24 protein-coding genes and 1 tRNA gene are annotated in these 24,452 nt (G+C 63.4%); 11 read left to right on the top strand and 14 right to left on the bottom strand.

The annotated features are described in order from the left end of the window. The first annotated feature begins 9 nt into the window (after positions 1-9). Genes DEHOM01_RS04265 through DEHOM01_RS04250 form a run of 4 tightly spaced genes read left to right on the top strand, consistent with a single transcriptional unit; the run spans position 10 to position 3,348 of the window. Positions 10-909 (top strand): ABC transporter ATP-binding protein, encoded by a 900-nt coding sequence (locus tag DEHOM01_RS04265; protein WP_061211663.1) that lies wholly within the window; start codon positions 10-12, stop codon positions 907-909. Next, positions 909-1,655: an ABC transporter permease gene (locus DEHOM01_RS04260; protein WP_061211662.1), complete on the top strand. Its 747-nt coding sequence runs from the start codon at positions 909-911 to the stop codon at positions 1,653-1,655. Before DEHOM01_RS04265 ends, DEHOM01_RS04260 begins: the two co-directional genes overlap by 1 nt. Positions 1,656-1,684: 29 nt before the next feature. Then, positions 1,685-2,746, top strand: a complete 1,062-nt coding sequence (locus DEHOM01_RS10205) for a sensor histidine kinase (RefSeq protein WP_245630649.1) — start codon at positions 1,685-1,687, stop codon at positions 2,744-2,746. Further along, the gene (locus DEHOM01_RS04250) at positions 2,743-3,348 is read left to right on the top strand and encodes a response regulator transcription factor (protein ID WP_276325410.1); all 606 of its coding nucleotides are present in this window, start codon (positions 2,743-2,745) and stop codon (positions 3,346-3,348) included. The genes DEHOM01_RS10205 and DEHOM01_RS04250 overlap by 4 nt, the downstream gene beginning before the upstream one ends. A 27-nt stretch (positions 3,349-3,375) precedes the next feature. On the opposite strand, the gene DEHOM01_RS04245 is transcribed toward DEHOM01_RS04250, so the two are convergent. From DEHOM01_RS04245 to DEHOM01_RS04230, 4 genes are read right to left on the bottom strand one after another with little or no spacing between them, the layout of a single operon-like run. After that, positions 3,376-5,094 carry a cation:proton antiporter gene (locus tag DEHOM01_RS04245; protein WP_061211660.1) on the bottom strand — a complete coding sequence of 573 codons (1,719 nt, stop codon included), beginning with the start codon at positions 5,092-5,094 and terminating at the stop codon, positions 3,376-3,378. Positions 5,095-5,138: 44 nt separating this feature from the next. Continuing rightward, positions 5,139-5,891 carry an SDR family oxidoreductase gene (locus DEHOM01_RS04240; protein ID WP_061211659.1) on the bottom strand — a complete coding sequence of 251 codons (753 nt, stop codon included), beginning with the start codon at positions 5,889-5,891 and terminating at the stop codon, positions 5,139-5,141. A gap of 33 nt (positions 5,892-5,924) precedes the next feature. Then, positions 5,925-6,248 (bottom strand): GroES family chaperonin, encoded by a 324-nt coding sequence (locus DEHOM01_RS04235; protein ID WP_016664946.1) that lies wholly within the window; start codon positions 6,246-6,248, stop codon positions 5,925-5,927. Continuing rightward, the gene (locus tag DEHOM01_RS04230) at positions 6,245-6,559 is read right to left on the bottom strand and encodes a hypothetical protein (protein WP_061211658.1); all 315 of its coding nucleotides are present in this window, start codon (positions 6,557-6,559) and stop codon (positions 6,245-6,247) included. Before DEHOM01_RS04230 ends, DEHOM01_RS04235 begins: the two co-directional genes overlap by 4 nt. A 105-nt stretch (positions 6,560-6,664) precedes the next feature. On the opposite strand from DEHOM01_RS04230, the gene DEHOM01_RS04225 reads away from it, so the two are divergent. From DEHOM01_RS04225 to DEHOM01_RS04215, 3 genes are all read left to right on the top strand, one after another. Then, a tRNA-Leu gene (locus DEHOM01_RS04225) sits at positions 6,665-6,746 on the top strand. A gap of 43 nt (positions 6,747-6,789) precedes the next feature. Further along, positions 6,790-7,518, top strand: coding sequence for a histidine phosphatase family protein (locus DEHOM01_RS04220; protein ID WP_061211657.1), 729 nt, complete (start codon positions 6,790-6,792; stop codon positions 7,516-7,518). Then, positions 7,515-8,051: a DUF4916 domain-containing protein gene (locus tag DEHOM01_RS04215; protein WP_016664949.1), complete on the top strand. Its 537-nt coding sequence runs from the start codon at positions 7,515-7,517 to the stop codon at positions 8,049-8,051. The genes DEHOM01_RS04220 and DEHOM01_RS04215 overlap by 4 nt, the downstream gene beginning before the upstream one ends. 44 nt (positions 8,052-8,095) lie before the next feature. Here the strand turns inward: DEHOM01_RS04215 and rdgB are convergent, their stop codons facing one another. The 6 genes from rdgB to clpS form a co-directional block, all read right to left on the bottom strand. Next, complete coding sequence (gene rdgB / locus DEHOM01_RS04210) at positions 8,096-8,725, bottom strand: RdgB/HAM1 family non-canonical purine NTP pyrophosphatase (RefSeq protein WP_061211656.1); 630 nt, start codon at positions 8,723-8,725, stop codon at positions 8,096-8,098. Next, complete coding sequence (gene rph, locus DEHOM01_RS04205; RefSeq protein ID WP_061211655.1) at positions 8,722-9,465, bottom strand: ribonuclease PH; 744 nt, start codon at positions 9,463-9,465, stop codon at positions 8,722-8,724. The genes rdgB and rph overlap by 4 nt, the downstream gene beginning before the upstream one ends. 31 nt (positions 9,466-9,496) lie before the next feature. Further along, complete coding sequence (locus DEHOM01_RS04200) at positions 9,497-10,279, bottom strand: MBL fold metallo-hydrolase (RefSeq protein WP_061211654.1); 783 nt, start codon at positions 10,277-10,279, stop codon at positions 9,497-9,499. Then, positions 10,276-11,097: a glutamate racemase gene (gene murI / locus DEHOM01_RS04195; RefSeq protein WP_016664953.1), complete on the bottom strand. Its 822-nt coding sequence runs from the start codon at positions 11,095-11,097 to the stop codon at positions 10,276-10,278. Before murI ends, DEHOM01_RS04200 begins: the two co-directional genes overlap by 4 nt. 72 nt (positions 11,098-11,169) lie before the next feature. Continuing rightward, positions 11,170-11,823: a DUF2017 family protein gene (locus tag DEHOM01_RS04190; protein WP_061211653.1), complete on the bottom strand. Its 654-nt coding sequence runs from the start codon at positions 11,821-11,823 to the stop codon at positions 11,170-11,172. Continuing rightward, positions 11,823-12,104 carry an ATP-dependent Clp protease adapter ClpS gene (gene clpS, locus DEHOM01_RS04185; RefSeq protein WP_061211652.1) on the bottom strand — a complete coding sequence of 94 codons (282 nt, stop codon included), beginning with the start codon at positions 12,102-12,104 and terminating at the stop codon, positions 11,823-11,825. The genes DEHOM01_RS04190 and clpS overlap by 1 nt, the downstream gene beginning before the upstream one ends. A gap of 87 nt (positions 12,105-12,191) precedes the next feature. Between clpS and DEHOM01_RS04180 the strand changes: the two genes are divergently transcribed. Continuing rightward, a complete protein-coding gene (locus DEHOM01_RS04180) occupies positions 12,192-13,547 on the top strand; it encodes a nicotinate phosphoribosyltransferase (RefSeq protein WP_082738702.1) in 1,356 nt (451 codons plus the stop codon). Positions 13,548-13,565: 18 nt separating this feature from the next. Here DEHOM01_RS04180 and DEHOM01_RS04175 read toward each other — a convergent pair whose 3' ends face one another. The 4 genes from DEHOM01_RS04175 to hrpA are packed head-to-tail and all read right to left on the bottom strand — an operon-like array spanning position 13,566 to position 21,048. Then, complete coding sequence (locus DEHOM01_RS04175) at positions 13,566-15,431, bottom strand: DEAD/DEAH box helicase (protein ID WP_082738701.1); 1,866 nt, start codon at positions 15,429-15,431, stop codon at positions 13,566-13,568. A gap of 40 nt (positions 15,432-15,471) precedes the next feature. Then, on the bottom strand, positions 15,472-15,879 hold the full coding sequence (locus DEHOM01_RS04170; RefSeq protein ID WP_061211651.1) for a DUF3039 domain-containing protein: 408 nt from the start codon (positions 15,877-15,879) through the stop codon (positions 15,472-15,474). 9 nt (positions 15,880-15,888) lie between these two features. Further along, positions 15,889-17,088: an NAD(P)-dependent malic enzyme gene (locus DEHOM01_RS04165; RefSeq protein ID WP_061211650.1), complete on the bottom strand. Its 1,200-nt coding sequence runs from the start codon at positions 17,086-17,088 to the stop codon at positions 15,889-15,891. A 39-nt stretch (positions 17,089-17,127) separates the two neighbouring features. Next, entirely contained in the window at positions 17,128-21,048 is a 3,921-nt protein-coding gene (hrpA, locus tag DEHOM01_RS04160) for an ATP-dependent RNA helicase HrpA (protein ID WP_061211649.1), read from the bottom strand. A 152-nt stretch (positions 21,049-21,200) separates the two neighbouring features. Here hrpA and tdh point away from each other — a divergent pair, with 152 nt between their 5' ends. The 3 genes from tdh to DEHOM01_RS04145 all read left to right on the top strand — a co-directional run bounded on the left by tdh (position 21,201) and on the right by DEHOM01_RS04145 (position 24,395). Beyond that, positions 21,201-22,262: an L-threonine 3-dehydrogenase gene (tdh, locus tag DEHOM01_RS04155; RefSeq protein WP_034373871.1), complete on the top strand. Its 1,062-nt coding sequence runs from the start codon at positions 21,201-21,203 to the stop codon at positions 22,260-22,262. A 9-nt stretch (positions 22,263-22,271) separates the two neighbouring features. After that, on the top strand, positions 22,272-23,468 hold the full coding sequence (locus tag DEHOM01_RS04150; RefSeq protein ID WP_016664962.1) for a glycine C-acetyltransferase: 1,197 nt from the start codon (positions 22,272-22,274) through the stop codon (positions 23,466-23,468). A gap of 546 nt (positions 23,469-24,014) precedes the next feature. Beyond that, positions 24,015-24,395, top strand: coding sequence for a DoxX-related protein (locus tag DEHOM01_RS04145; protein ID WP_016664963.1), 381 nt, complete (start codon positions 24,015-24,017; stop codon positions 24,393-24,395). Positions 24,396-24,452 lie beyond the last annotated feature (57 nt).

Raw genomic sequence — 24,452 nt, 5'->3', positions numbered from 1 at the left:
ACTAGAGGCATGAACACCATCGCAGTGGAGATCACGGGGCTCCGTAAACAATTCCCCTCGGTGCTTGCCGTCAACGACATCGACCTCACGGTCGAGCGCGGCGAGATTCTTGCGTTTCTCGGGCCGAACGGCGCGGGAAAAACCACAACGCTCGACATGGTGCTCGGCCTTTCGCAACCCTCGTCGGGGCGCCTCCGGGTATGCGGCACCACGCCACGCGAAGCGATCAAGGCCGGCAAAGTCTCGGCGCTTTTGCAAACGGGCGGACTCATTGCCGACATCACGGTAGGAGAAACCGTCGATTACATCGCCTCAACCTTTCCGAAGCCCACGATGGGCAGGCGTGCTCTTGAGCTCGCGGGCATCACGGACCTCGCGGATCGCAAAGTCAAGGCGTGTTCAGGCGGCGAGCAGCAACGCCTCAAGTTCGCGCTCGCGCTCCTGCCTGATCCCGAGGTACTCATCCTCGATGAGCCAACGGCTGGCATGGACGTCACGGCTCGCCGCGCTTTTTGGGATCGAATGCAGGCCGAGGCAACCTCCGGACGCACGGTCATTTTTGCCACCCACTACCTCGAAGAGGCCGAGCAGTTTGCGCGGCGCGTCGTTTTCATCTCCGAGGGTTCGATCGTGGCCGACGGCCCCACGGACCAGATTCGCGATCTCACCGGCGCGCGCGAAGTGCGTGTGCGCGCGAACAATCCCGAAACTGTCATGGCCGCCCTTCGCGAGCGCTTCCCGAGCCAGCGCGTTGAGATCAACGGTTCGAGTGTGGCGACCGTCAGCAGCGAAAGCGACGACGTGGCCCGGTTCCTCCTCGCCATGGACGGCGTAAGTGCACTCGAAATCTCACATCCCTCCCTCGAAGACTCCTTTGTTCGCCTCACGAAAGATCGGAAGGTCAGCTAATGTTTGCGATCGAACTCAAGCGCCAATTCAGAGATCTCGTCAATCTCTTCTTCATCGTGGGGTTGCCGGTCCTCATTTACATCGCGATCGGGACGACAAACGACTTTGCCGATATCAACTTCGGCGACGGCAACATTGCCATGTCGATCATGATTGCCCTCGCCGCGTATGGAGCCGCAAGCGCGACAACCGGCATTGCCACGCAGGCCGGCGTTGAAAAAATCCGCGGTTGGGGCAGGCAGCTCGGACTCACGCCGCTGAGCGACGCACGCTACATCGCGGTCAAGGTGGGAGTTGGAAGCATCATCGCTCTCCTCCCGCTCGTGATCGTGTATGCGATCGGCGCCCTCACCAAAGCGGAGGCCCCGCTCGAGGATTGGATCGTCTCGTTCCTCATTCTCTTCGTGGGCTCAATGATGTTTGGCTTCTACGGCCTTATTTTTGCCTTCGCCATGCGAAGCGAGGGCGCTGCCAACGCTTCGACCGGCCTTCTCGTGTTGTTCGGCTTCCTCGGGAATCTCTTCATTCCCCTCAGCGGCACGCTTCTCCAGATCGGCCGGTTCACGCCGCTTTACGGATATGCGATGCTCGCCAAATACCCCGTGGTCCATGGGAAGATGTACTCCACCGGCGCGGACTTTTACGAGGACCCGCTGTGGTACGGGCTTGTGAACATGGCGGTGTGGCTCGTGATCTTCGTAGTCCTCGCCCTCGTGCTTGCCCGGAAGACTCGCGAAAGGCAGTAATGCTCGACAAAACGGAACAAGGAGCCACCGTGGAGCGCAGGCGCGCAATCGCGTATGCCATGTCGCTCGTGTGGCTCCTTTTCCTCGCCTTCCCGCTGATAACGGCATGCCAGGGAGGGATTCCGACGCTTGCCGGCGTACTCTCAATCCTCCTGACGCTCGCGTTTGCTGCGCTCTATGCAGCGTCGATGGTTCGGCACTTTCGCGATCCGGATCGGATCACCGAGACGATCACCTCTAGAACAGTCGGCTTCATGACGCTCCTTGTAGCGCTGTGTGTCGCGCAGATGTTCCTCATTGGCACCGATGCTCTCGGCCTCGTGGTGTTTCTTGTACCCGTGGCGGTCTTCCTCTTACCTCCGAAACCCGGTTATATCGCCGGTGCATGCGTCGTGGTCGCGATCCTCGCCTATCCCCTGCTCGCGCGAGAGCCGTGGTCGATGTCGTTCGGGATCATCGCCTCGTGTGTGTTCCTCGGCTGCGCGGGTTCGGTGTTCTTCACAAAGTCCGCGATCGATGACTCCCGCGTCGCGTCTCAGGAAGCCGTTCTCGACGAGCGCGAAAGAGTCGCGCGCGACATCCATGACGTCCTCGGGCACACGCTCACCGCGATCGCGCTGAAATCCGAACTCGCCGAGCGCCTCGTGGATAAGGACTCGGCCGCGGCGAAGCGCGAGATCGCCCTCATCACCCAGCTGTCGCGCGAAGGCATTGCCGACGTGCGCTCCACGGTGCTCGGCCTTCGCGTGCGTCAGCTTGGCGCCGAACTCGAGCAGGCACGAACCGTTGCGCGCGAAGCCGGGATCGAGCTCACGGTATGCGGCGACGCCACCGACGTCGACCCGCAGTACAGGACCCTCTTTGCGTGGGGCCTGCGCGAGGCCATGACGAACATCGTGCGCCACTCACACGCCAAAAAAGCGGTCATCACGATTCGTCCCCGCAGCATCGACATCACCGACAACGGCGTAGGGTTCTCGGGCACGAGCGGAAACGGCCTGCGCGGCCTACGCGAAAGGGTCGAAGGCGCGGGCGGAACGCTCACACTCACGGGCGGCAACGACGGAACGACAGTGCAGGTGCAGATGTGATCAGGGTTCTTATCGCGGACGACCAAGCGATGGTGCGCGGCGCCCTCGCGGCGCTCCTGAGTCTCGAGGACGACATCGACGTCGTCGCGCAAGCGGCACACGGCGAAGAGGCACTCGCGATTGCGCGAACAACCGACATCGACGTTGCACTCCTGGACATCGAAATGCCAGGCCTCGACGGCATCGAGGCGACCGCTGCGATCACGCGCGAGGGACTCGATGCGCGTTGCCTCATCGTGACGACCTTCGGCCGGCCCGGCTACCTTCGCCGCGCCCTCGACGCCGGCGCAAGCGGCTTCGTGGTCAAGGAAACACCCGCCGATCAGCTCGCCGAAGCCGTCAGAAAAGTTCACGCTGGCGGGCGCGTCGTCGATCCCGCGCTCGCGACCGAGTCGCTTTTCGACGGAGCAAACCCCCTCACCGAACGCGAGCAAGAAATCCTGCGCATCGCCCGCGACGGCGACAAAATCTCAAGCATCGCAAGAAAGGTTCACCTGAGCGAGGGAACGGTGCGAAATTACCTATCCTCGGCAATCCACAAAACCGGCGCCGCGACGAGGGCTGCCGCCGCAAAACGCGCCGACGAACGAGGATGGCTCTAGAGAGAAGGCAAGCGTCGGGCGCCCCTCTCATACGCGCGAACGCGCGTTGACCTCGAACCTATCGAGCATGTCCTCTACCGCGTGGAACGCGTGATGAGAGTAGGCGCCCACCGAACGCTCCTCCTCGAGAGCGAGCCGGAGCGCATCCAGATAGCGCGTGAAGAGCGCCCAGTAGACATCGCGCGTATCCCTCTCGAGCCGAAGAGCTTCCGTGTTCGTGCGGTTGTTGAGCGCCGCCATTCGCCTTTCAAGCTTCGTGATGACGTGCGGCGGAACCGGCTTGCCGTCGATCGTCTGCTCGGCGAGGGGGCCGAGCTCACGGTTGACCGTCTCCAGCATGCTCCTCACGAGCATCTTTTCCTCGTGCCGCCGCTCATCAATGCCGGGTGCCGCAAGACCCGTTGCGCGAATAACGAACGGGAGCGTCCCCCCGAAGAGCAGCAGCGACCCCACGGCTACGAGGAAGGCGACAAATATGACCGCGCCGCGATACTCGACGAGCTGACCTCCCGCAACATAGGGGAGGGTTTGGATCGCCGCGAGGGTCACGACTCCTCGCATCCCCGCCCATGCCAGCACGATTCCGCCCTTCGGCGAAATCTGCTCGGTGAGCGCGTAATCGATGTCGGCACGAGTGCGATTGAGCCATCGCGAGCTTTCCGATTCCCAGTTCGAACCGAAGCGGTTACGCGCACGCTGCTCGCCCTTCTCGGTGAGGCCGCCCTTGAGCGTGTGCCCGAGCGCGCGGGCACGGGCCTCGCGGTGATTCGACATCCACACGACAACCGCGACGCCACACGCACGCAGCACGATCAACACGGCGAGCACAACGAGCGCCATAAGCCACACGCGCCCCAGGCTTCCACTCACGCGCGAGTCGTTCACGAGCCGCGCCACTTGCATGCCCATGAGAAGGAACACCGCGTGCTCGAGCACGTAGCTCGTAGTTGCCCAGGTCGAGCGGACCATCGCGCGTTCCTCCGCATTGAGGGACCGCGGCGCGAGATGCGCCATCACAACCGCGCACACTACAACGGCAATCACGCCGGAAGCGTGCACTTGCTCGGCAGGAATATACGAGGCCCACGGGCTCGCGAGAGTCACGATGGTGACGAGGACCGGGTCGTTGAGTCGGCCACGGGCCCAATTAATGACCCGACCCGTCACATACCCGATCGCCAGCCCGCCCGCGACAGCCCACAGGAAGCCGAGGCTCGCTTCGACGAGTGAGAATCCGGTCGCGAGGGTTGCGACCGCCATCCGCATCGTCACGAGAGCGGCCGCGTCGTTGAAGAGGCTCTCCCCCTCGAGCAAAGTCATGAGGCGATCGGGAAGGCCGAGACGCCGGCCGATGCTCGTCGCCGCGACCGCATCGATCGGCGATACCGCGGCCCCAAGTGCGATGGCGAGTGGAAGGGAGATCTCGCAAAAAAGCAGGTGCACGATCACGCCCACGAGGACGGCCGGCACTATGACCATGACGATACTGAGCCACGCAATCGGCTTGAGGTTTCGTCGAAGCTCAATCACGGGCACGTTGCGACCCGAGGCGAAAAGAATCGGCGGAAGCACGCCGAGGAGAACCATCTCGTTCGTGAGTTCAACGTCGGGAATCCACGGGGTGAAACTCGCGACGATCCCGAGCACGAGAAGGAGGAGCGGCGCCGCGATGCCGGTGCGGCGCGAGAAAAGCGCGGAGGCAACAAGAACGGTGAGCCCCACGAGCGCGAGGACGATGAGTTCCATTTATGGCTCTTTCCTCGTGCGCGCGGGGCCCACTGTCATAATGCTTACTTCGCGTCCACCTGCGCGAGGAAGTCCTGTGCGCCGCCCACGAGCTCAATGTGCCCCGTGGGCAGGTCAGCCGTCGCGAGCTTCGCGATCTCTTCTGCAAACTCGCGCACCGAGTACAGCTTCCCGGCTGCCTCGCGACGTGCCTCGAGCGCACCCGGCTCCATGCGGTTGAGGAGGGTCGCCGTGACCGTTCCCTCGATCATGTCGCCCGAGACGACCACAAAGCTCACGCCCTTCTCGCTCATCTCGGGGATGCGCGATGTCAGCTCGTCCTCGCCCGCACGCTTCGACTTCGCGACCGCGTCGTACGCGTCCATGGTGTCAACGTCGTTGATGAAGTGCGCCTGGTGGCTCGTCACGAAGATGACGCGACCGCCGGGATTCATGCGCGAGAGCGCCGCGGTGAGAGCGTTCGATTGTGCGTCGCGATTGAGGCGAAGCGCGTAGTTGTCGCCGAGATCCTTCTCCATACCGCCTGAGGCGTTGAGAACGAGCAGATCGAGCGAACCAAACTCGTCGATCGCCGTTTGCATGAGGCGGTCGAGATCCTCTTCGCTCGTGAGGTCGGCGCCCACGGCGACGGCGCGACCGCCGGCCTCTTCGATTTCTTTCACGACCTTGTTCGCCCGCGGCGCCTTTTGACGATAGTTGACGACGACGTTGTAACCTTCCGCGGCGAGAATCTTCGCGGTGTCAGCACCTACGCCTCGCGACGAACCCGTGATGACGGCGGTTTTTGTGGTGGTCATGAATGATTCCTTCCAATCGGAGGAGCAAGAGGTTCAGAGATAGAGGCCGGTGACGTCGCCTTCGTGCGCATCTTCGTACACAGCGTGCACGTCGCGTTCGCGAAGGAGCACGTATACCTTCGCGTCGAGTTCGACCTCGGCACGGTCGCCCGGATCAAAGAGCACGCGATCGCCTACGCGCACTTGGCGCACGTTGCTACCGGCGGCGACGACGTTCGCCCACGACAGGCGAGTCGACACGCTTACGGTTGCCGGGATCAGAATCCCGGACTTGCTGCGGCGCTCGCCCTCGGGATCCGGCTCGACCAAGAGGCGGTCGTGAAGCATCCGGAGCGGAAGCGCGGGTGTGTCACTCACTTCTGACGGTAGTCCCGGTCGTAGTAGTCGCCGTCCTTCGGCGTGCGCGTCACGAGGACAATCGCGCCAGCGGTAATCGCGAGAAGGCCGAGAGCGCCACCGATGAGGCCCGCGACCGGTGCGGGCTTGACGGCGCCGCTATCGGCGACGAAAAAAGACTTCGCGGAATCCGTTGCTTCGTTCTTCCAGCGCTGGATGGCGTTGACGGGGTTGATGCGGTCGAGCAGCTCGTCGATGTCAGCGGCGAGATTGTCCTGGCGGCGCAGGGCCTCGCCCTTCATCTCCTCGAGGCTTTCCTTCTTCTTTCCCACGAGTTCCTCCCGGGATGTATGGTCGCGTGGTCGTACCGCTCGAGTCTACCGGTCGTAGGCTGGACTTTCACCGCGACCCCTTGGCCGGGTAGGCTAGACGGGTATGCGCACGTGGCGGAATTGGTAGACGCGCTGGATTTAGGTTCCAGTGCCCTCGGGCGTGGGGGTTCAAGTCCCCCCGTGCGTACTCCCTCTCATCTCGACAACGCGCCAGCGTTGAGGAGGAAGCGATGACCCTGATTGGCCTCGTCCGTCACGGCCAGACGGACTGGAACCTCGCGCACATCTTCCAGGGGGCAAGCGATGTTCCCCTCAACGCGACCGGGGTTGAGCAGGCCCATCACGCTCTCGATTCCACCCCGGAGTTCGCCTGGGACGGCGTCATGAGCTCACCTCTCATTCGTGCCCGCCTCACCGCCGAAGTGATCGCGACCGACCACAGCCTTCCGTTGATCGGCGTCCACGAGGGGTTCCGCGAAGTCGATTTTGGCTGGGCGGAAGGCAAACCCAGCGCCGAGGCCTACGCGGCCTATCCAGAGCGTGATTTTCCCGACCGGGAAAGCGTCGATGCTGTCCTCGAGCGCGCATGCGCAGCGGTGCGCGACGTATCGGCGCAGCACCCCGATGGACGGATTCTCGTGGTCGCGCACGGGACTCTCATTCGATACCTGGCCAGTGCCGTCGCACAGCGCGACTTCACCTCGCTCCCTAACACCTCGCTCACGCTCCTCGAGGTCTCCCCCACGCTCTGGCGAGTCCCTATGATCGCGGGCTATTCGCTACGCGAACCATTCGAATGGGCACACGAGGAGGGTGCGCTCCCCCGCTTCGATCCCGCCTGGGACGCGCCAAGCGGCATTGACCCGGCCACCCTCCCGCTCGCCGAACGCTCCGCACTCGAGGAGTACCGCCCGACAACCGAAAAAGCACCTAGCCACACCACCGAGGAGTCACGATGACGCGCACCGCAGTGGGAACCGAATCCAACTGGTTTGACGACGACGAGATCCGTGAGCTCCGTCGTAAGCTCCCGATCCTCTACATCGATGTCGTCCCCGTTCGACTCGACCCCTACGGGGCGATCAAGGACATCGGTCTGCTTCTTCGCGCCGACGGTTCCGGGCGCATCATTCGCTCCCTCGTCTCTGGCCGCGTCCTCGTGCACGAGAGCCTTCGCGAGGCCATCATTCGCCACGTCGAGAAGGATCTCGGTACCGTGGCGCTTCCGAAGGTCCCCACGTCGATGGTGCCTTTTACCGTTGCGGAATACTTCCCCACCCCGGGCCAGTCGCCGTTCGTGGACCCGCGCCAGCACGCGGTTTCACTCGCGTACATCGTTCCCGTCGAGGGCGACTGCGCCCCGCAAGAAGATGCACTCGATCTCGGATGGTTCGATGCGGCGACGATCCTTGAGTCAGCCGTCATGAACGAACTTGAGCAGTCGCATGCGATTCTCGTGCGCCGCGCCCTTGCAGCCGGGGGCATCAACTAGCAACAAACGCCTAGCGTCTCAGGCGCGCAAGCGCCCCGCGGGAATCAGATCAGGCTCGCGAGTCGCCCGGCCAACGCGCGAAACGCCTTGCCGCGGTGGCTGATCGCATTTTTCTCCTCGGCAGTGAGTTCAGCCGACGTCTTTTCGTACCCCTCAGGGACGAAAAGCGGATCGTAGCCAAACCCGCCCTCGCCGCGCGGCTCGCGAAGGAGGGCCCCTCGCATCGTGCCGAGCTCGACAACCTCTCGAGCGCTGCCACCGTCGGAATGGGGAATGACCGCTGCGGCCGCACACACAAACTGCGCTCCGCGGTGGGCCGGTGCGATATCGGCGAGCTGAGCGAGAAGGAGGGCGTTGTTGGCGGCGTCATCGCCGTGGCGGCCCGACCAGCGGGCACTGAAGATCCCCGGGCTTCCGCCGAGAATATCAACGGCAAGACCCGAGTCATCGGCGATCGCGATGAGGCCGCTCTCTCGCGCCGCCGAACGTGCCTTGATCAGAGCGTTCTCCTCGAAGCTCACGCCATCCTCAACCGGGTCGGTGAGGCCCAATTCGGCACTGGAGACGACAAGAGCCGGGTCGAAGCCGTCGATCGCCCCCGCGAGTACCTCGCGCAGTTCCTTGAGCTTCTTGGCGTTGTGGCTCGCGAGAACGATCTTCGCACCGGTACTCACTGGCGCTCCTCAAACGCCGCGAGCTGCATCTGGATCAACTGTTCACAGCCCTGGGAGGCCAGGCCAAGGAGTTGGTTCAGCTCGTCGTAGCTAAAGGGTGCTCCCTCGGCTGTTCCCTGAACCTCAACGAACTCGCCCGAACCGGTCATGACGACGTTCATGTCGGTTTCGGCCTTGACGTCCTCGCGGTACTCGAGGTCAAGCATCGGGGTGCCATCAATGATGCCGACGCTCACCGCCGACACGGAGTCGCGCAAGACGTCGGCGAGCACCGGGATCGAGGCATGGCGTTTGCCCCACGTGATCGCGTCGACGAGGGCGACATACGCGCCCGTGATTGCTGCGGTCCGCGTTCCACCGTCAGCTTGCAGAACGTCACAATCGAGCTGAATCGTGTTCTCGCCAAGCGCCTTCATATCGACGACGCTTCGAAGCGAGCGACCGATGAGTCGCGAGATTTCGTGGGTGCGCCCACCGATCTTGCCCTTGACGCTCTCGCGATCCGAGCGGCTCCCGGTCGCGCGCGGAAGCATGGCGTATTCCGCCGTAACCCAGCCCGTGCCGCTGCCCTTCTTCCAGCGCGGCACACCCTCCGTGAAGCTCGCCGCGCACAGCACGCGCGTGCGCCCAAATTCGATCAGGCAGCTGCCTTCGGCGTGGTCAAGCCAACCGCGCGTGATCCTTACGTCGCGGAGCTGATCGACGGTGCGCCCGTCGACTCGGGTGATCTGCTCGGTCATGGCTTTCTCCTCGTTGGTTGCGAGCTGGGAATTAAAGCGTGTAGGTGCGAAGTGACTCGGCGAGTTCGAGAGGCCCGTCGAACTCGGCCCTCGCCTCTTCGAGCGGGACTTTGCGATCGGTCCACGGCGGGATGTGGGTCAGCACAAGCTTCTTCACACCGGCTTCGCGCGCCAGAATTCCGGCACGCTTGCCCGTCAAGTGGATGCCCTGGAAGTGGTCGTCGCGCCCCTCAACGTACCCGGCCTCGCACAATAGAAGGTCAACGCCACTTGCGAGAGCCGAGGCGCCCTCGCACACGTCGGTATCGCCCGTGTAGGCGAGTACGGTGTCGCCCACGGCGATACGGAAGCCGAATGCGGGAACGGGGTGCTCCACGGGAACCGCCGTGATGATCGCGCGCCCCGCTTCGATGCTGTCCCCCTCCGATAGCGCAATGAACTCGTAGGGGGCGCGGCTTGCGCCAGGCGGGATGGGGTCGGGATTGCCGGTCGCGGCGCTCAAGCGTTCATCGATACCTTCGGGCGCGAAAACGCGGACCGTCGGGCAGTTGACCAGCGGGTGGTAGGCGAGGTAGACCTCGAGTCCCGCGAGGTCAAGGAAGTGATCCGCATGCAGGTGCGAAATGAGAATGATGTCGATGTGAGACGGGTCGATGACCTTGTGAAGGTTAGAGAGGGCACCATTGCCACAATCGATGAGGATGCGAAACGGCTTACCGCGTTTACCGGGCACGGTCACGAGGTAGCACGAGGCCGGCTCGCCCGGACCCTCATAGCTGCCGGAGCAGCCCACCACTGTCAATTCGATGCTCATGCATTCTCCTCACGGGCGGGGATGGAGGTCGTGTGGGTAATCGCGGGGCCGAGGAAGCGCTGCGAGAGGCGTGCGAAGTTGCTCGTGCGGCCCACGCGCGGCGCCGTCTCAGCGAAGATGTGGCTCGGCGCGGTGGCCGCCGTGCGCATGAGGTTTTCACCCTGAAGTGTGCGGTACACGTCGATTGCGGTTTCTTCCGAGGATGACACGAGCGTGACGTCCGGCCCCATCACGTAGCTGATTACGCCGGCGAGCAGCGGATAGTGCGTGCAGCCAAGCACGAGCGTGTCCACGCCCGCTGCTTTGAGGGGCGCGAGGTACTCTTCCGCGGCAGCGAGGACCTCCTCGCCCGAATCGGTCCCGCTCTCGAGGAACTCGACGAAGCGGGGGCAGGCTGCGGCCTCCACATGAACGTCAAGCGCCGCTGAAAAGGCATCCTGGTAGGCCCCCGACTTCACGGTCGCACGCGTACCGATCACGCCGATTCGCTTGTTGTGGGTCACGGACACGGCGCGGCGCACGGCCGGTTTGATGACTTCGAGAACGGGAACGCTGTAGCGCTCGCGCGCATCGGCAAGAACTGCCGCGGTTGCCGTGTTGCACGCGATCACGAGCATCTTGACGTCGTGCTCGACGAGTTCGTCCATGACCCCGAGAGCGTATTCCCGCACCTTCGCGAGCGGTTTGTCGCCATAGGGCGTGTGGGCCGTGTCGCCGATGTAGAAAAGCTCTTCATTCGGCAACTGATCGATGATCGCGCGTGCGACAGTGAGCCCGCCGATCCCGCTATCAAAAATCCCGATGGGTGAATCGTTCACGCTTTCAATCTATCGACCTGCGCGCTGACCGAGAGCGCTTCGGCCCACCCGTGCAAGGGATCTCACAGGCACCTAGGAGCGAGCGTTCAGGGCCCCGATCAACGTCGCCTGAAGCCACGAGGCGAACTCATACAGGGTCGCGAGGAACTCCAAACCGGCAACTCCCGGCTCGGCCTCAACCTGTTCGAGGTCGTTCGAACACAAAAGCTGGAGCGCTTCGAAGTCGCCGTCGTTCTCGATCCCCATGCGGTCCGCGAGAACAAGGCGAATAATGTTGAGCGCCTTGAGCCATGAGAGCGCATCGGAGCGCTCGATCACGATCTCATCGTGCGGCCCCTCTCCCCCGATGTCTCCGGCAACTTCCAGGCTCGCGCGAAGCACGCTCAAGTTCACGATATGGGCATCGGCGAGATTGCCCTGCGTGAGCCGCCGATACTCGCCCGCCTCTTCATCGTTCTCGCTCGCGGGCGGGAAAAGCCGCTGAGTTGCGCTGTCGCGCGGGGCCTCCGTCCGCGCGCGCGAGGTCTCAGCCTCGAGCCTCGCGAGCGGATCCTCTGACATCACCTCGCTCGGGCGTTGCCCGGTCTCATCACTCTCGCCGATTTCAAGATCGGCGCGGATGAGGTCGGTAATTTCGCCCGCTACTTGCGCGAGAACGGCGCGCTCTTCCGCCTCGAGCCTGCACATCAGTCGACCGTCGGCCCGCGCGATGAACGAATGCGCCACTACGCCTCCTCGAGGATCGCGAGGAGGCCGAATTCGTGCATCGCTCCCACGTGAGACTCAGCGGTCTCTCGCCCGTCGCACGACACGATCGCACGCCCCTGCGTATGGACCTGCATCATGAGCGCGTGGGCCTTGGAGCGGGCGTACCCGAAGTGAGTGCGAAACACGTAGGTCACGTACGTTTGCTCATTCACCGAGTCGTTAAGCACGACGGTGTTCCACTTTCGGTCGGTTTCGGTTCCGACGCTTGCCAGGGACTCGCTCTGGCGGTCTTCGCGCACGGCGTTTCCTCCCTCGCCTCTCAACTTCGGGCTCCACTACGGGTATGAACACTAAGACTACCCGGCTTCCTCGTTTAGGCTTGCTCTGTGCCAACGACCTCACTAAAGACCGATTTGTACGAACTCACCATGATCCAGGCCGCGCGTGATGCCGGTGTCGCGGATCGCCAATGCGTGTTCGAGGTGTTCACCCGCTCGCTTCCCGAGGGGCGACGCTACGGAGTGTTCGCGGGGATTGGCCGCATTCTCGATGCGCTCGAATCGTTTCGCTTCGAGGCTGAGGATCTCGATTTTCTGCGGTCGACGGGGCAGTTCACCGAGGACGTGCTCGCCTATCTCGCGGACTACCGGTTCGAGGGCAACATCGATGCGTATGCGGAAGGCGAGCTCTTTTTCCCGGGCTCCCCCGTCGTGCGCGTCGAAGGCACCTTCGAGCAGTGCGTGCTTCTCGAAACACTCGTGCTCTCCATCCTCAATCACGACTCGGCGATTGCGTCCGTGGGCTCGCGCATGATCCAGGCTGCGGCGGGGCGTCCGTGCATCGAGATGGGTTCGCGGCGCGTGCATGAGGATGCCGCCGTTGCCGCCTCGCGTGCCGCGGCCATCGTGGGATTTTCGTCAACCTCGAACCTCGAGGCCGGCCGAACCTACGGGATTCCCGTCGTTGGCACCTCCGCCCACGCCTTCACTCTCGTGTTCGACACCGAAGCGGAAGCCTTCCAGGCTCAAGTGAACTCGCTGGGCGCACACACGAGCCTGCTCGTGGACACGTTCGATATCTCCGCGGCCGTCGAATCCGCGGTAGCCATCGCGGGCCCCGACCTCGGCGCGGTGCGCATCGACTCCGGCGCCCTCGGCGAAACGGCCCGCGAGGTGCGTGCCCAGCTCGATGCGCTCGGCGCGACGAGCACCTCAATCACCGCGACAAGCGACCTCGACGAATACCGCGTATTTGCACTTCGCGACAGCCCCGTCGATAGCTACGGGATCGGCACTCGCCTCGTGACCGGCGGCGATCACCCCGCGCAGGGCTTCGTTTTCAAACTCGTCGAACGCGAGAACTTATCCGGCGAGATGGAGGCCGTCGCGAAGAAGTCCGCGCAAAAGGCCACCGTCGGGGGAAGCAAACGCGCCTATCGTGTGTGCGGCGCCGAAGGCGAGGCATGCGCCGAGCTCGTCCTCGCCGATAACCAGGACGGGCAGCCAGCGCAAGCCCCGGGCTCCCGGCCTCTTCTCACTCGCCTCGTCGAGCGCGGCGAAGTTCTGGATTCACGCAGCCAATGGGAGCGTATCGAAGCCGCACGCAGTGTGCACGAGCGTGCTCTCGACGAACTTGCACTCGCCGATCCGCATATCCGCACGGGGCAGGACGGCGATGTCGCGCTGCCGGTCGTCCACTCCCTCGAGGAGCTCGCCTGCCTGCGAAACGCCGGGAATCGATAGTTCCCGGCAAGCGTCGGGCTACTTCTTGCCCACGAACCAGCCGCGCAGTATGTCGATCCTTTTTTGGATCTGTTCCGCGCTCGCCTGCGGAACGGCCGGGCCACCCGAGCGGCGGCGCAGTTCGTTGTGCACCTGACCGTGCGGGGTTCCGGTGCGGCGCGCCCAGCCCGATACGAGCGAGCTGAGTTCCTTGCGGAGAGCCGTCACGTCGCGATGCGTTGCTGCTGCGGGCGCGCTCGGGCGTGCGGACGAGCGCCGCTGCTGGCTCTTTTGACGCTCGCGCAAGAGCGTCGTCACTTGCTCCGGCTCAAGCAGGCCTGGGATTCCCAAAAACGCCTGCTCTTCCTCGCTCCCCGCCATCGCGAGGGTCCCGTACTCGCCACCGTCGAAGAGGACGCGGTCAAAGTGGGCATCTGATTCGAGGGCTTCGTAGCTGCCCTCAAGCTCACTGCTCGCCTTCTCCTCGCGATTGGCCTCGCGCAGCGCTTCCTCATCGAGGCCCGTCTCCGGGTCAAGCTGGTCTTTTTCGCGCATGTCGAGGACGTGGTCACGCTCGACCTCCATCTCGTTTGCGAGGCCGAGAAGAACGGGGACCGAGGGAAGAAACACGCTCGCGGTCTCTCCACGCGTGCGAGAGCGCACGAAGCGGCCCACCGCCTGCGCAAAGAACATCGGGGTCGAAGTCGACGTTGCATACACGCCCACGGAAAGGCGCGGAACGTCGACCCCTTCGGACACCATGCGCACCGCGACCATCCATCGATCCTGCGAGGCGCTGAACTCTTCGATCTTGCGGCCCGCGGTCGCGTCATCCGAGAGGACGAGGGTGGGTTTCTCACCCGTGATGCGTTCGAGAATCTTTGCGTACGCGCGCGCAGTGGACTGATCCGTCGCGATCACGAGGCCGCCCGCGTCGCTCACGCCGCGACGAACCTCGGTGAGGCGTTGATCGGCTGCCGCAAGAACAGTGGGGATCCACTCGCCCTTCGGATCGAGCGCAGTGCGCCACGCCTGCTGCATGATGTCTTTCGTTTCGAGGCCGCCAAGCTGCGCCGAAACCTCGTCCCCGCTCTTCGTCCGCCAGTGCATTCGCCCCGAATATGTCATGAACAACACGGGTCGCACCACGTGGTCCTGCAAAGCCTGACGGTAGCCGTACGTGTAGTCGGCCTTTGAGCGCATGAACCCCTCGGCGTCAGGTTCGTAGCGCACGAAGGGGATGTGGGCATCGTCCGAGCGGAACGGGGTACCCGTGAGTGCGAGGCGACGTTTCGCGGGGTCAAAGGCCTCGCGGACACCATCGCCCCACGTGAGCGCGTCGCCCGCATGGTGGATCTCATCAAGAATGACGAGGGTGGGAGCCGCCTCGGTTCTCGCTCGGTGCAACCTCGGGTTCGCCCCCACTTGCGCGTACGTGAGGGCAACGCCCTGATAGTGATCGCCGTGCCGACCCTGGGAATTAGAGAAGTTCGGGTCGATCTGAATGCCCACACGCAGCGCGGAATCCGCCCACTGGGTCTTCAGGTGCTCGGTCGGGGCAACCACGGTAACGCGGCGCACCACCCCTTCCTTGAGCAGGCCCGCGGCGATCTGCAAAGCAAAGGTTGTTTTGCCGGCGCCCGGGGTCGCCACGGTCATGAAGTCGCGCGGCTGGCGCTCTTGGTAAAGGTTCAGGGCTTCGGCCTGCCACGCACGGAGCTTCGGCGCCGTGCCCCACGCTGCGCGTTCGGGGAATGCGGGCGGCATCTGCTGCGCCGCAAACGACGAGGGCTTGCGGGGGGTCGACTGGGTGTGCACAGCCGGCGCGTGTTGCTCGCTGGTGCGCGTCGACTCCAGATAGCTCGAGAACAGGTCGGGCGAAGCGGAAGAATCGTGGGCATTCATAAGCGCCATCCACGATAAACCCGGCAGCGGCTAGAGCATCTCAGCGACCCGAGCCGAAAAGCCCCCGAAAGCCGCCAAAGCCGCCTTTACCTCGGCCTTTATCCTCGCCGTCGCCCGAGTTGCTTCCGTCACCAATGCCGTCGTAGATCTCTTTGCACTGCGGGCACACGGGGTACTTCTTCGGGTCGCGGCCAGGAACCCACACTTTGCCGCACAGCGCGATCACCGGCGAGTTGTTTAGCGCAGCTTTCGCGATTTTTTCCTTCTGCACGTAGTGGGCGAAGCGATCGTGATCGCCTGGATCGGCGTCCTCCGTCTGTTCCTCACGTTCGAGCACCGCTGTCGAGCTCGGCGCAGCGCCGGGGGCAGTGGGTGCCTGCGGGGCACCGTGGTCCGGGGAGTTCGGGTCCGAGATCGAGGCCGTGAAGCGAATGCGTGTCGTACTCATGCCTCGATCCTAGCGGGGCTCCCCCGCGCGGGCCACGGCGCGCGCAACCGCGGGCGTGACGCGCTCGTCAAACACGCTCGGCACAATGTGGCGCGCTGAAAGCTCGTCGTTGCTGACAACGGAGGCGATCGCCTGGGCCGCCGCGAGAAGTGCCTCGTCGGTGACCTCGCACGCGTGGGCGTCGATAAGCCCGCGGAACACACCGGGGAACGCAAGGACATTGTTGATCTGATTCGCAAAATCACTGCGTCCCGTCGCTACGACGGCGGCGTGCTTCCAGGCGATCTCGGGGTCGACCTCGGGCACGGGGTTCGAGAGCGCGAAGACGATCGCGCGCTCGTTCATGCTCCTCAGCATCGACTCATCGAGAATGTTCGGGACGCTCACGCCGATAAACACATCGGCTCCCTCAACGGCCTCGCGCAGCCCACCCTCCACTTTGCGAGGGTTCGTGTGGCGAGCGATCCACTCGAGACGATCTCCGGCCTCGCGACCCTCTCGAACGATGCCCTTCGAGTTTGTGACGATCACATCGCGCGCGCCCGCCGCAAGGAGAAGCCGCAGGATTGCCGTGCCCGCAGCGCCCGCACCCGACATCGCGATGCGAACCTCTTCAATCGGCTTTTCCACGATCGTGAGCGCGTTCGTGAGCGCCGCAAGAACGCACACGGCGGTACCGTGCTGGTCGTCGTGGAACACAGGAATGTCGAGCTCGGCACGCAGTCGGTCTTCGATCTCGAAACAGCGCGGCGCGGAGATGTCTTCGAGGTTGATTCCCGCGAAAGCGGGTGCGATCGCCTTGACGTGCGCGACGATGTCCTCAACCTCGTGCGCATCGAGGCAGATCGGGAAGGCATCCACGTCCGCGAAACGTGAAAAGAGCGCTGCCTTTCCTTCCATCACGGGTAGCGCGGCGAGGGGGCCTCGATCGCCGAGCCCTAGGATGGCGGAGCCGTCGGTCACGACCGCGACGGTGTTCTTCTTGATCGTGTACTCGCGGGCTTTCTCGGGCTTTTCCGCGATTTCCTCGACGACGCGGGCCACGCCCGGCGTGTAGACGATCGCGAGATCGTCAGCGTTGTCGATCGGAGCGGTGGGCTCGACTGTGAGCTTTCCGCCTTCGTGGGCCTCAAAAATGCGACGTTCGACGGCTTCGGTTCCGATCTCAAGACGCGTGGGTTCGGTGCTGTCAGGTGTGTGCGTAGCCATGATTTCATCCTTCCACGGCCACGACATTTCCGCCGGGACTTACCGAAGATCCGCGATCGCGCGGCGCACTCTCTTTTCCGAAACCGTGTACCGCGTTCCAAGTTGCTGCGCAAAGAACGAGACTCGCAGCTCTTCGAGCATCCAGGGAATCTCGCGCGCCTCTTCGCTTTCGAGCGTTTCTGCCGAGATTTTCGATTTCGCCTTCTCGAACATGCCGGCAAGATCCTCGATCTGCCACGCAAGTTGAGCATCGCGCGCAGGGTTGTCCTGCATTTTCTCGATCCTGTGGATGTCTGCCTTCAGGTAGCGAGGAATCTCGGGAACGATGTGCGCAGGCGTGCGCGAAATGAACCTCCCGGAGGTAAGCGAGTCGGCGTGCTCGCGGATTTGGGTGAGTTGCTGCAGCACCGAGAGGCTCGAAACTTTGGAGACGGCCCGCTGAAGCTTCGCGTGAAGGGCGAGAGCGTCGACGGCGGCGAGCACGAGCGTGCGTGAAAGGCCAGCGTGCTCGGCACGCACGGCCTCGACGAGCGCGTCGAATTCAGCCTTCGTCCACACAAGACCGCCGTTTTCCGTTCGGGAAATCAACTCGGCGCTCGCGGCGAGCGCCGCATCGCTCAAAAGCGCCTTTGCGCTCCCGTAACTGGATTGAGAAATCGCGAGCTTCGTGGGGTTCGGGAGCGAGCCGAGCACCTGCGCAGAGTTCGACCCGAGAGTTTCGGTCACGAGGTGCGTCACGGCACGGACGTGCTCGCGGCGCTGATCGAGGGCAGTCGGCATCGCGGTGAGGTCGACACTCACACCGCCGCTATCCTCGCGGAGTTTGAGCGCGGGATACACGACAACATTGAGCCCACCTTGCCGGTTGCGTTTCGTGCGGGGAATCTCGAAGTCAGGAAACCCATCGAGATCGCGGTCGCCAAAGGACTCGGCTTGCCGGGCCGCGCTTGACTCGACACGTGCGCGGTGTGCCTTCTTGAGTGCGAGAAGGTCATCGCCCGAGCCGATCTCGCGCCCGCGATCATCGCGAACCGAGAAATGCATGCGAAGGTGCGCGGGAAGTTTGCTCGCATCAAATTCATCGCCGTAGAGCGGCAGGTCGTCGGGGACACCGGGAAGTGCCACGAGTTCGTCGGCAACAGCTTCGACGAAGCGCTCACCCGTATTCGGGTCGTCGTCGCGCAGGATCTGGGCGACGGCGCGTGCCTTGTCCGGCGCGGGGATGAGGTGGCGGCGAATTGGCTTCGGGAGGGTCCGAATGAGCTCGGCAATTTTTTCCTCGCGCATGCCAGGCACGAGCCAATCAAAGCCCTTCGGCTCGAGCCTGCCGAGCACGGCGAGGGGAACGAGGGCCGTGACACCATCCTTGAAGTGGGCCGTCGATTTCGGCTGGTCACCGTCGCAGGCACCTCGAGCCGAAGGCTCGAATGTATAGCGAAGCGCGAGCGTGATGTCCCCCTGCACCCACGTGTCAGGGAAGCCTGCGGCCTGGTCCTCCGCGTCGTCCTCGAGCAGGATCTCACGAGTGAGATGCAAGAGCTCGGGAGTTTCGTGACGCTGCTTCTTCCACCACGCATCGAAGTGCCGCCCGCTCGTCACCTTCGCGGGGATACGCGCGTCATAAAACTCGAACAGTGCGGCGTCGCCCGCGATGAGGTCCCTGCGCCGCGCCTTGTTTTCAAGCTCTTCGAGTTCCTCGATGAGTCGCACATTGTCGCGAAAGAAGTGGTGGCGGGTGTTCCACTGCCCCTCGATGAGGGCATGTTGAATGAAAATCTCGCGCGAAAGTTCGGGATCGATGCGGCCGTAGGCGACGGGGCGGCGCGCGAAAATCGGGACGCCAAACAGGGTCGCTTTTTCGTACGCCATCGCGCTTGCCTTCTTCGAGCTCCAATGCGGCTCGGAGTAGCTGCGCTTCATGACGTGAGGGCCGACGTCCTCAATCCACGCGGGATCGATCTTCGCGGCCGTGCGGGCGAACAGGCGTGATGTTTCCACGAGTTCCGCGGCCATGACGTAATCGTGGCGTTTTCTCGCGATCGTGCTTCCGGGCCAGATCACGAACCGCGAATTGCGCGCACCCTGGTAGTCGCGCGTGCGCTCGTCGTAGAGCCCCACGTGGCTCAGAAGCCCGGCCAGCAGGCTTTGGTGGATGGTCGCGTCGCTCGCCGGGTTATCCGACGGCCGCAGCCCCACGTCGCGGCACATGTCTTTGAGTTGCGCGTGGAGGTCCCACCATTCGCGGATACGCACGTAGTGCAGGTATTCGCTCTTAACTTCGCGCTTGAATGCCGAGTTGGAGAGCGCCTTGCGGCGCTCTCTCAAGTGCCGCCAGAGGTTGAGGTAGGTGAGGAAGTCACTCGTGTCGTGAGTGAAACGCGCGTGCAGTTGATCCGCCTGCGCTTTCTTCTCGAGGGGCCGCTCGCGCGGATCCTGAATCGAGAGCGCGGCGACGATCACGAGGACTTCGCGGAGTGCACCGCGCTTATCGGCCTCGAGGAGCATGCGCGCCATACGCGGGTCGAGCGGAAAACGCGAGATCTGCTCGCCGATCGCCGTGAGCGCTCGTCCACCGGGGGCATTTTTCTCGCTGCGAATCGCACCGAGCTCCTCGAGGAGGCGCACGCCATCACGCACCGCGCGCTTATCGGGGGCTTCAACGAACTCGAAGCTCTCTATGTCGCCGAGCCCAAGAGCGGTCATCTGCAGGACGACGCTCGCAAGGGCCGTACGAAGAATTTCTGGTTCGGTGAACTCGGGCCGCGTGTCGAAATCCTGCTCGGAATAGAGGCGAATCGCTATGCCGGGGCTCGTGCGCCCAGATCGACCCGAACGCTGCTTCGCGCTCGCCTGACTGATCGGCTCGATCGGGAGGCGCTGCACTTTCGTACGCTGCGAGTAACGTGAAATGCGGGCGAGGCCCGAGTCGACGACGTATTTAATGCCCGGAACGGTGAGGGAGGTTTCCGCGACATTCGTCGCGAGAACGATCCGACGGCGGCCGTCTTTCGGCAGGCTGAAGATCTTCTGCTGGTCCTGCTCTGAGAGACGGCCAAAGAGAGGCAGAACGTCGATTCGACTCGCCGCCCCCACTCGTTTCTTCACGTGCGTTTGGAGCTCCTCTCCCACCTCGCGGATCTCACGCTCACCCGGGAGAAACACAAGGATGTCGCCGGGCCCCTCGGCGATCAGTTCATCGCAAGCATCGACGATCGCCTCGGTGAGGTCACGCTCCTCGCTGCGGATGTCTGCGAGTTCGTCCACCTCACCGATCTCGGGCTCGAGGACGAGCGGCCGGTAGCGCACCTCAACGGGGTAGGTGCGGCCCGACACCTCGATGATGGGGGCGGGGTGCAGGTCGCCCGCGCGATCCTTCTTTCCGAAGAACTCGGCGAAGCGCTCGGGGTCGATTGTCGCCGAGGTAATGATGATTTTCAGCTCGGGCCTACGGCGGGCAATGCGCTTGAGGTAGCCGAGCAGCATGTCGATCGTGAGACTGCGCTCGTGAGCCTCGTCGATGATGATGGCGTCGTATTTCTTCAGCAGCCTGTCGCCGTGAATCTCCGAGAGGAGGATGCCGTCGGTCATGACCTTGAGGCGCGTGGATGTGGCGGTGTTTTTCGTAAACCGCACCTGGTATCCGACGCTTCCCTCGCCAAGCTTCTCGCCCAATTCCTCCGCGATGCGACTCGCGACGCTTCGGGCGGCGATCCTTCGGGGCTGCGTGTGACCGATCATGCGACCGCGGCCACCGTAGCCGAGTTCGAGGAGCATTTTCGGAAGCTGCGTGGTTTTGCCGGAACCTGTCTCGCCAGCGACGATCACGATTTGGTTGTCGCGAATCGCTCGCTGGATTTCCTCACGCCGCTGAGAGACGGGAAGGTCAGCGGGGTAGGTGATCGCAAGGCGCGGCTTCGCCCTGCCGGGGCGCGCGCCAGTGTTCTCGTTGCTGGAGGTCATATCGCCTCCATCGTAGTCGCCGGATCGCCGCATTCGTCCGTGGGAGTGGACACAAGCATCCCTCACATGCGGCAGGTGCGCCCGCATCCGAGTCTCGTTCAGCACGACACCCCTACCATTGAGGCGCATCCCTACCGAACAGAGAGGTTCTTATGAAAGCCCTTCGCAAGTCCGCCCCACAAAAGGGACTCGAGATCGTTGACATCCCGGAGCCGCAGGTCGGCCCCAACGATGTCAAAGTGCGTGTCATGCGCGCCGGTATCTGCGGCACCGACCTGCACATCCTCGAGTGGGATGCTTCCGCACAGGACATGTGCGATTCGGTCCCGTTCACGCCGGGCCACGAGTTCTACGGGGAAGTCACCGAGATCGGTGACGACGTCGTGGACGTGCGCGTTGGCGATCGCATCTCGGGCGAGGGCCACGTCGTGTGCGACATTTGCCGCAACTGCCGCGCGGGACGCCGCCACATGTGCATTCGCACGCGCTCGATCGGTGTGCAGCGCGATGGCGCGTTTGCCGAGTACGTCGTCATCCCGCAGCAAAACGTGTGGGTTCATCACGACGATGGTGGCGAAAAGGTCATCACGCCCGAGCTCGGCGCGATTTTCGATCCGCTCGGCAATGCCGTGCACACGACGCTTAAATTCCCACTCGTTGGCGAGGATGTTCTCATCACCGGCGCTGGCCCGATCGGGCTCATGTGCGCCGCCGTTGCTCGCCACGCCGGTGCACGCTACATCGCGATCACCGACGTCAAGGAGCACCGCCTCGCGATGGCAAAGGACATGGGCACGGATGCCCAGATTGACGTCTCGAACACAAGTATTCGCGACACGCAGGCGTCTCTCGGCATGCGCGAGGGCTTCGATGTCGGCCTTGAGATCTCCGGGCAGGCAAGCGCCCTCCAAGACATGATCGACAATATGAACCACGGCGGCAAAATCTCCATGCTTGGCCTGCCCTCGAAGCAGTTCGAGATCAACTGGACGACCGTCGTGACGCGCATGCTCACCCTCCAGGGCATCTACGGACGCGAAATGTTCGAAACGTGGAACGCCATGAACGCTATGGTGCGCACCTCGAAGATTCTTCGCGAGCGCGTGCTGTCGACCGTGACCGACGTGCTGCCCGCTGAAAAGTGGGCGGATGCCTACGCGCTCGCGCGCTCAGGCGAAGCTGGCAAGATCGTTCTCGACTGGGAAAACATTTAAGGAGTATCGATGTACACGAGCATGAAAGACGAGCTGACCGCGGAACTCAACGCCATTCGCGAGGCCGGAACGTACAAGAATGAGCGCCCGATTCTCACCCCGCAGTCGAATGCGGTCTCGGCTGCTTCCGCGCGCGATGCAGAAGGCCGCGACGTCCTGAACTTCTGCGCGAACAACTACCTCGGTCTCGCCGATCACCCCGAGCTCATCGCCGCCGCAAAGCGCGCCCTGGACGAGCGCGGGTTCGGCATGGCGAGCGTGCGCTTCATCTGCGGCACCCAGGATCGCCACCTGGTCCTCGAACAGAAGCTGAGCGAGTTCCTCGGAACCGACGATACGATCCTGTTTTCCTCGTGCTTCGATGCGAACGGTGGCGTTTTCGAGTCACTCTTCACGAAAGAAGACGCCATCATTTCCGATGAGCTCAACCACGCGAGCCTCATCGATGGCATCCGCCTGTCGAAGGCCGCGCGTTACCGCTACAAGAACGCCGACATGGACGATCTTCGCACCCAGCTCGAGGCCGCGAAGGGCGCCCGCCGCACCGTCATCGTGACCGACGGCGTCTTCTCCATGGACGGCTACCTCGCTCCGCTCGACAAGATCTGCGACCTCGCCGATGAGTTCGGCGCGCTCGTGCTCGTGGACGACTCGCACGCCGTGGGCTTCATGGGCGAGACGGGTGCGGGCACCCCCGAGCACTTCGGAGTTTCGGATCGCGTCGATATCTACACGGGCACGTTCGGTAAGGCCCTCGGCGGCGCAAGCGGTGGGTACGTGTCGGCGCATCAGGAGATCATCGATGTTCTGCGTCAGCGCGCCCGCCCCTACCTCTTCTCGAACTCACTCGCGCCGGCGATCGTCGAAGCGACCATTACCGCTCTCGACCTCGTGAAGAATTCGGGTGAGCTTCGCACGAAGCTGTTCGAGAATGCGGAGCATTTCCGCAGCGCTATGACCGAAGCCGGGTTTGAGCTGCTCGAGGGCGAACACGCCATCGTCCCCGTGATGTTCGGCGACGCCGCCCTCGCGGGCCGCATTGCCGATCGTATGCTTGAGCACGGCGTGTATGTCACGGCGTTCAGCTACCCGGTCGTGCCGAAGGAGAAGGCACGTATCCGCGTACAGCTCTCGGCGGCCCACACGAGCGAGGATATCGACCGCGCCGTCCAGGCATTTGTCGCGGCTCGCGACGCCGAAAACTGAGTTTCCCATCGCCCTGAATTGCATAGGGGTTGTGGGGGTTTGACCCAAGCTCTCTCCCCCATTGCCCTGAATTGCACGGGGGCCACGGGGGTTTGACCTCCGACCACTCCCAATAGCGAAAGGCCCGGCATCTGAACTGGCCCCCGAAAGTTGGACTGGTTTAACTCTAGGCGGTTAGGGCTTCAAGGGGGGGTAAGTAGCAAAATGTGTGTCTGATTTTCGGGGTTCTTACTGATCAAACGGTATAAATCGGGCGTGTATAAGGTTTCGCACCTTATACACGCCCGATTCTGGTCCAATCCATCAGAACGGCATCCTCATGTGCTATCCGGGGGTTGGTTCGCTCCCAGGAAATCTTCCGGTGGTGCATGCGCTACAACACGCGCAGGCGGCACTCCTGGTGCAACCTTCTAGCCCCCGTTGACTTCCTAGCCCCCGTTGATTTCGAAGCGCTTAATTCAGCTACACTGACCCAAGCAGCATAGTTAGCCCCCGACGTGTCTACTTTCCAGGGGCCAGGCCCACCAGCACAACTAGGAGAACACCATGTCGAAGAAGCAGACCGTTCTACGCACCGGCCTCGGGACCCTGTTCATCGGAGCCGGCATCATCCAAGCCACTCACCGCGAATTCTTCACCGCCCTCGTCCCGGAACAGATCGCTGAACATGGCGACCGGGTGCAGGGCGCCGCGACCGTCGCCCTCACAGGGATCGGGGCGAGCTTCCTCATCCCGCCCCTCAACCCCATCGCTCGTTGGGCCGCGACCATCATGCTCGCCGGAACTCTTCCCGCTGCGATCGATCAGCTCCGCAACCCCGAAGTGACGGAGAAGCTCGGCATCCCGACCTCCGTCGTCGCACTCCGCATCCCAGCGCAGGTCCTGGTGATCATCGGCGCCTGGTACGCCACCCGCAAATCGAGGTAGCAACCTCCACGCGCGTCTGACCAAGAGCAATGGCAGCGGCTCTATAGCCCATGCCTT

This window comes from Dermabacter hominis NBRC 106157 (genome assembly GCF_001570785.1).
GTDB classification, from domain to species: Bacteria; Actinomycetota; Actinomycetes; order Actinomycetales; family Dermabacteraceae; genus Dermabacter; species Dermabacter hominis.
The sequence above is the reverse complement of the archived record's forward strand: the minus strand, read 5'-3'. Positions and strand labels throughout refer to the sequence as shown.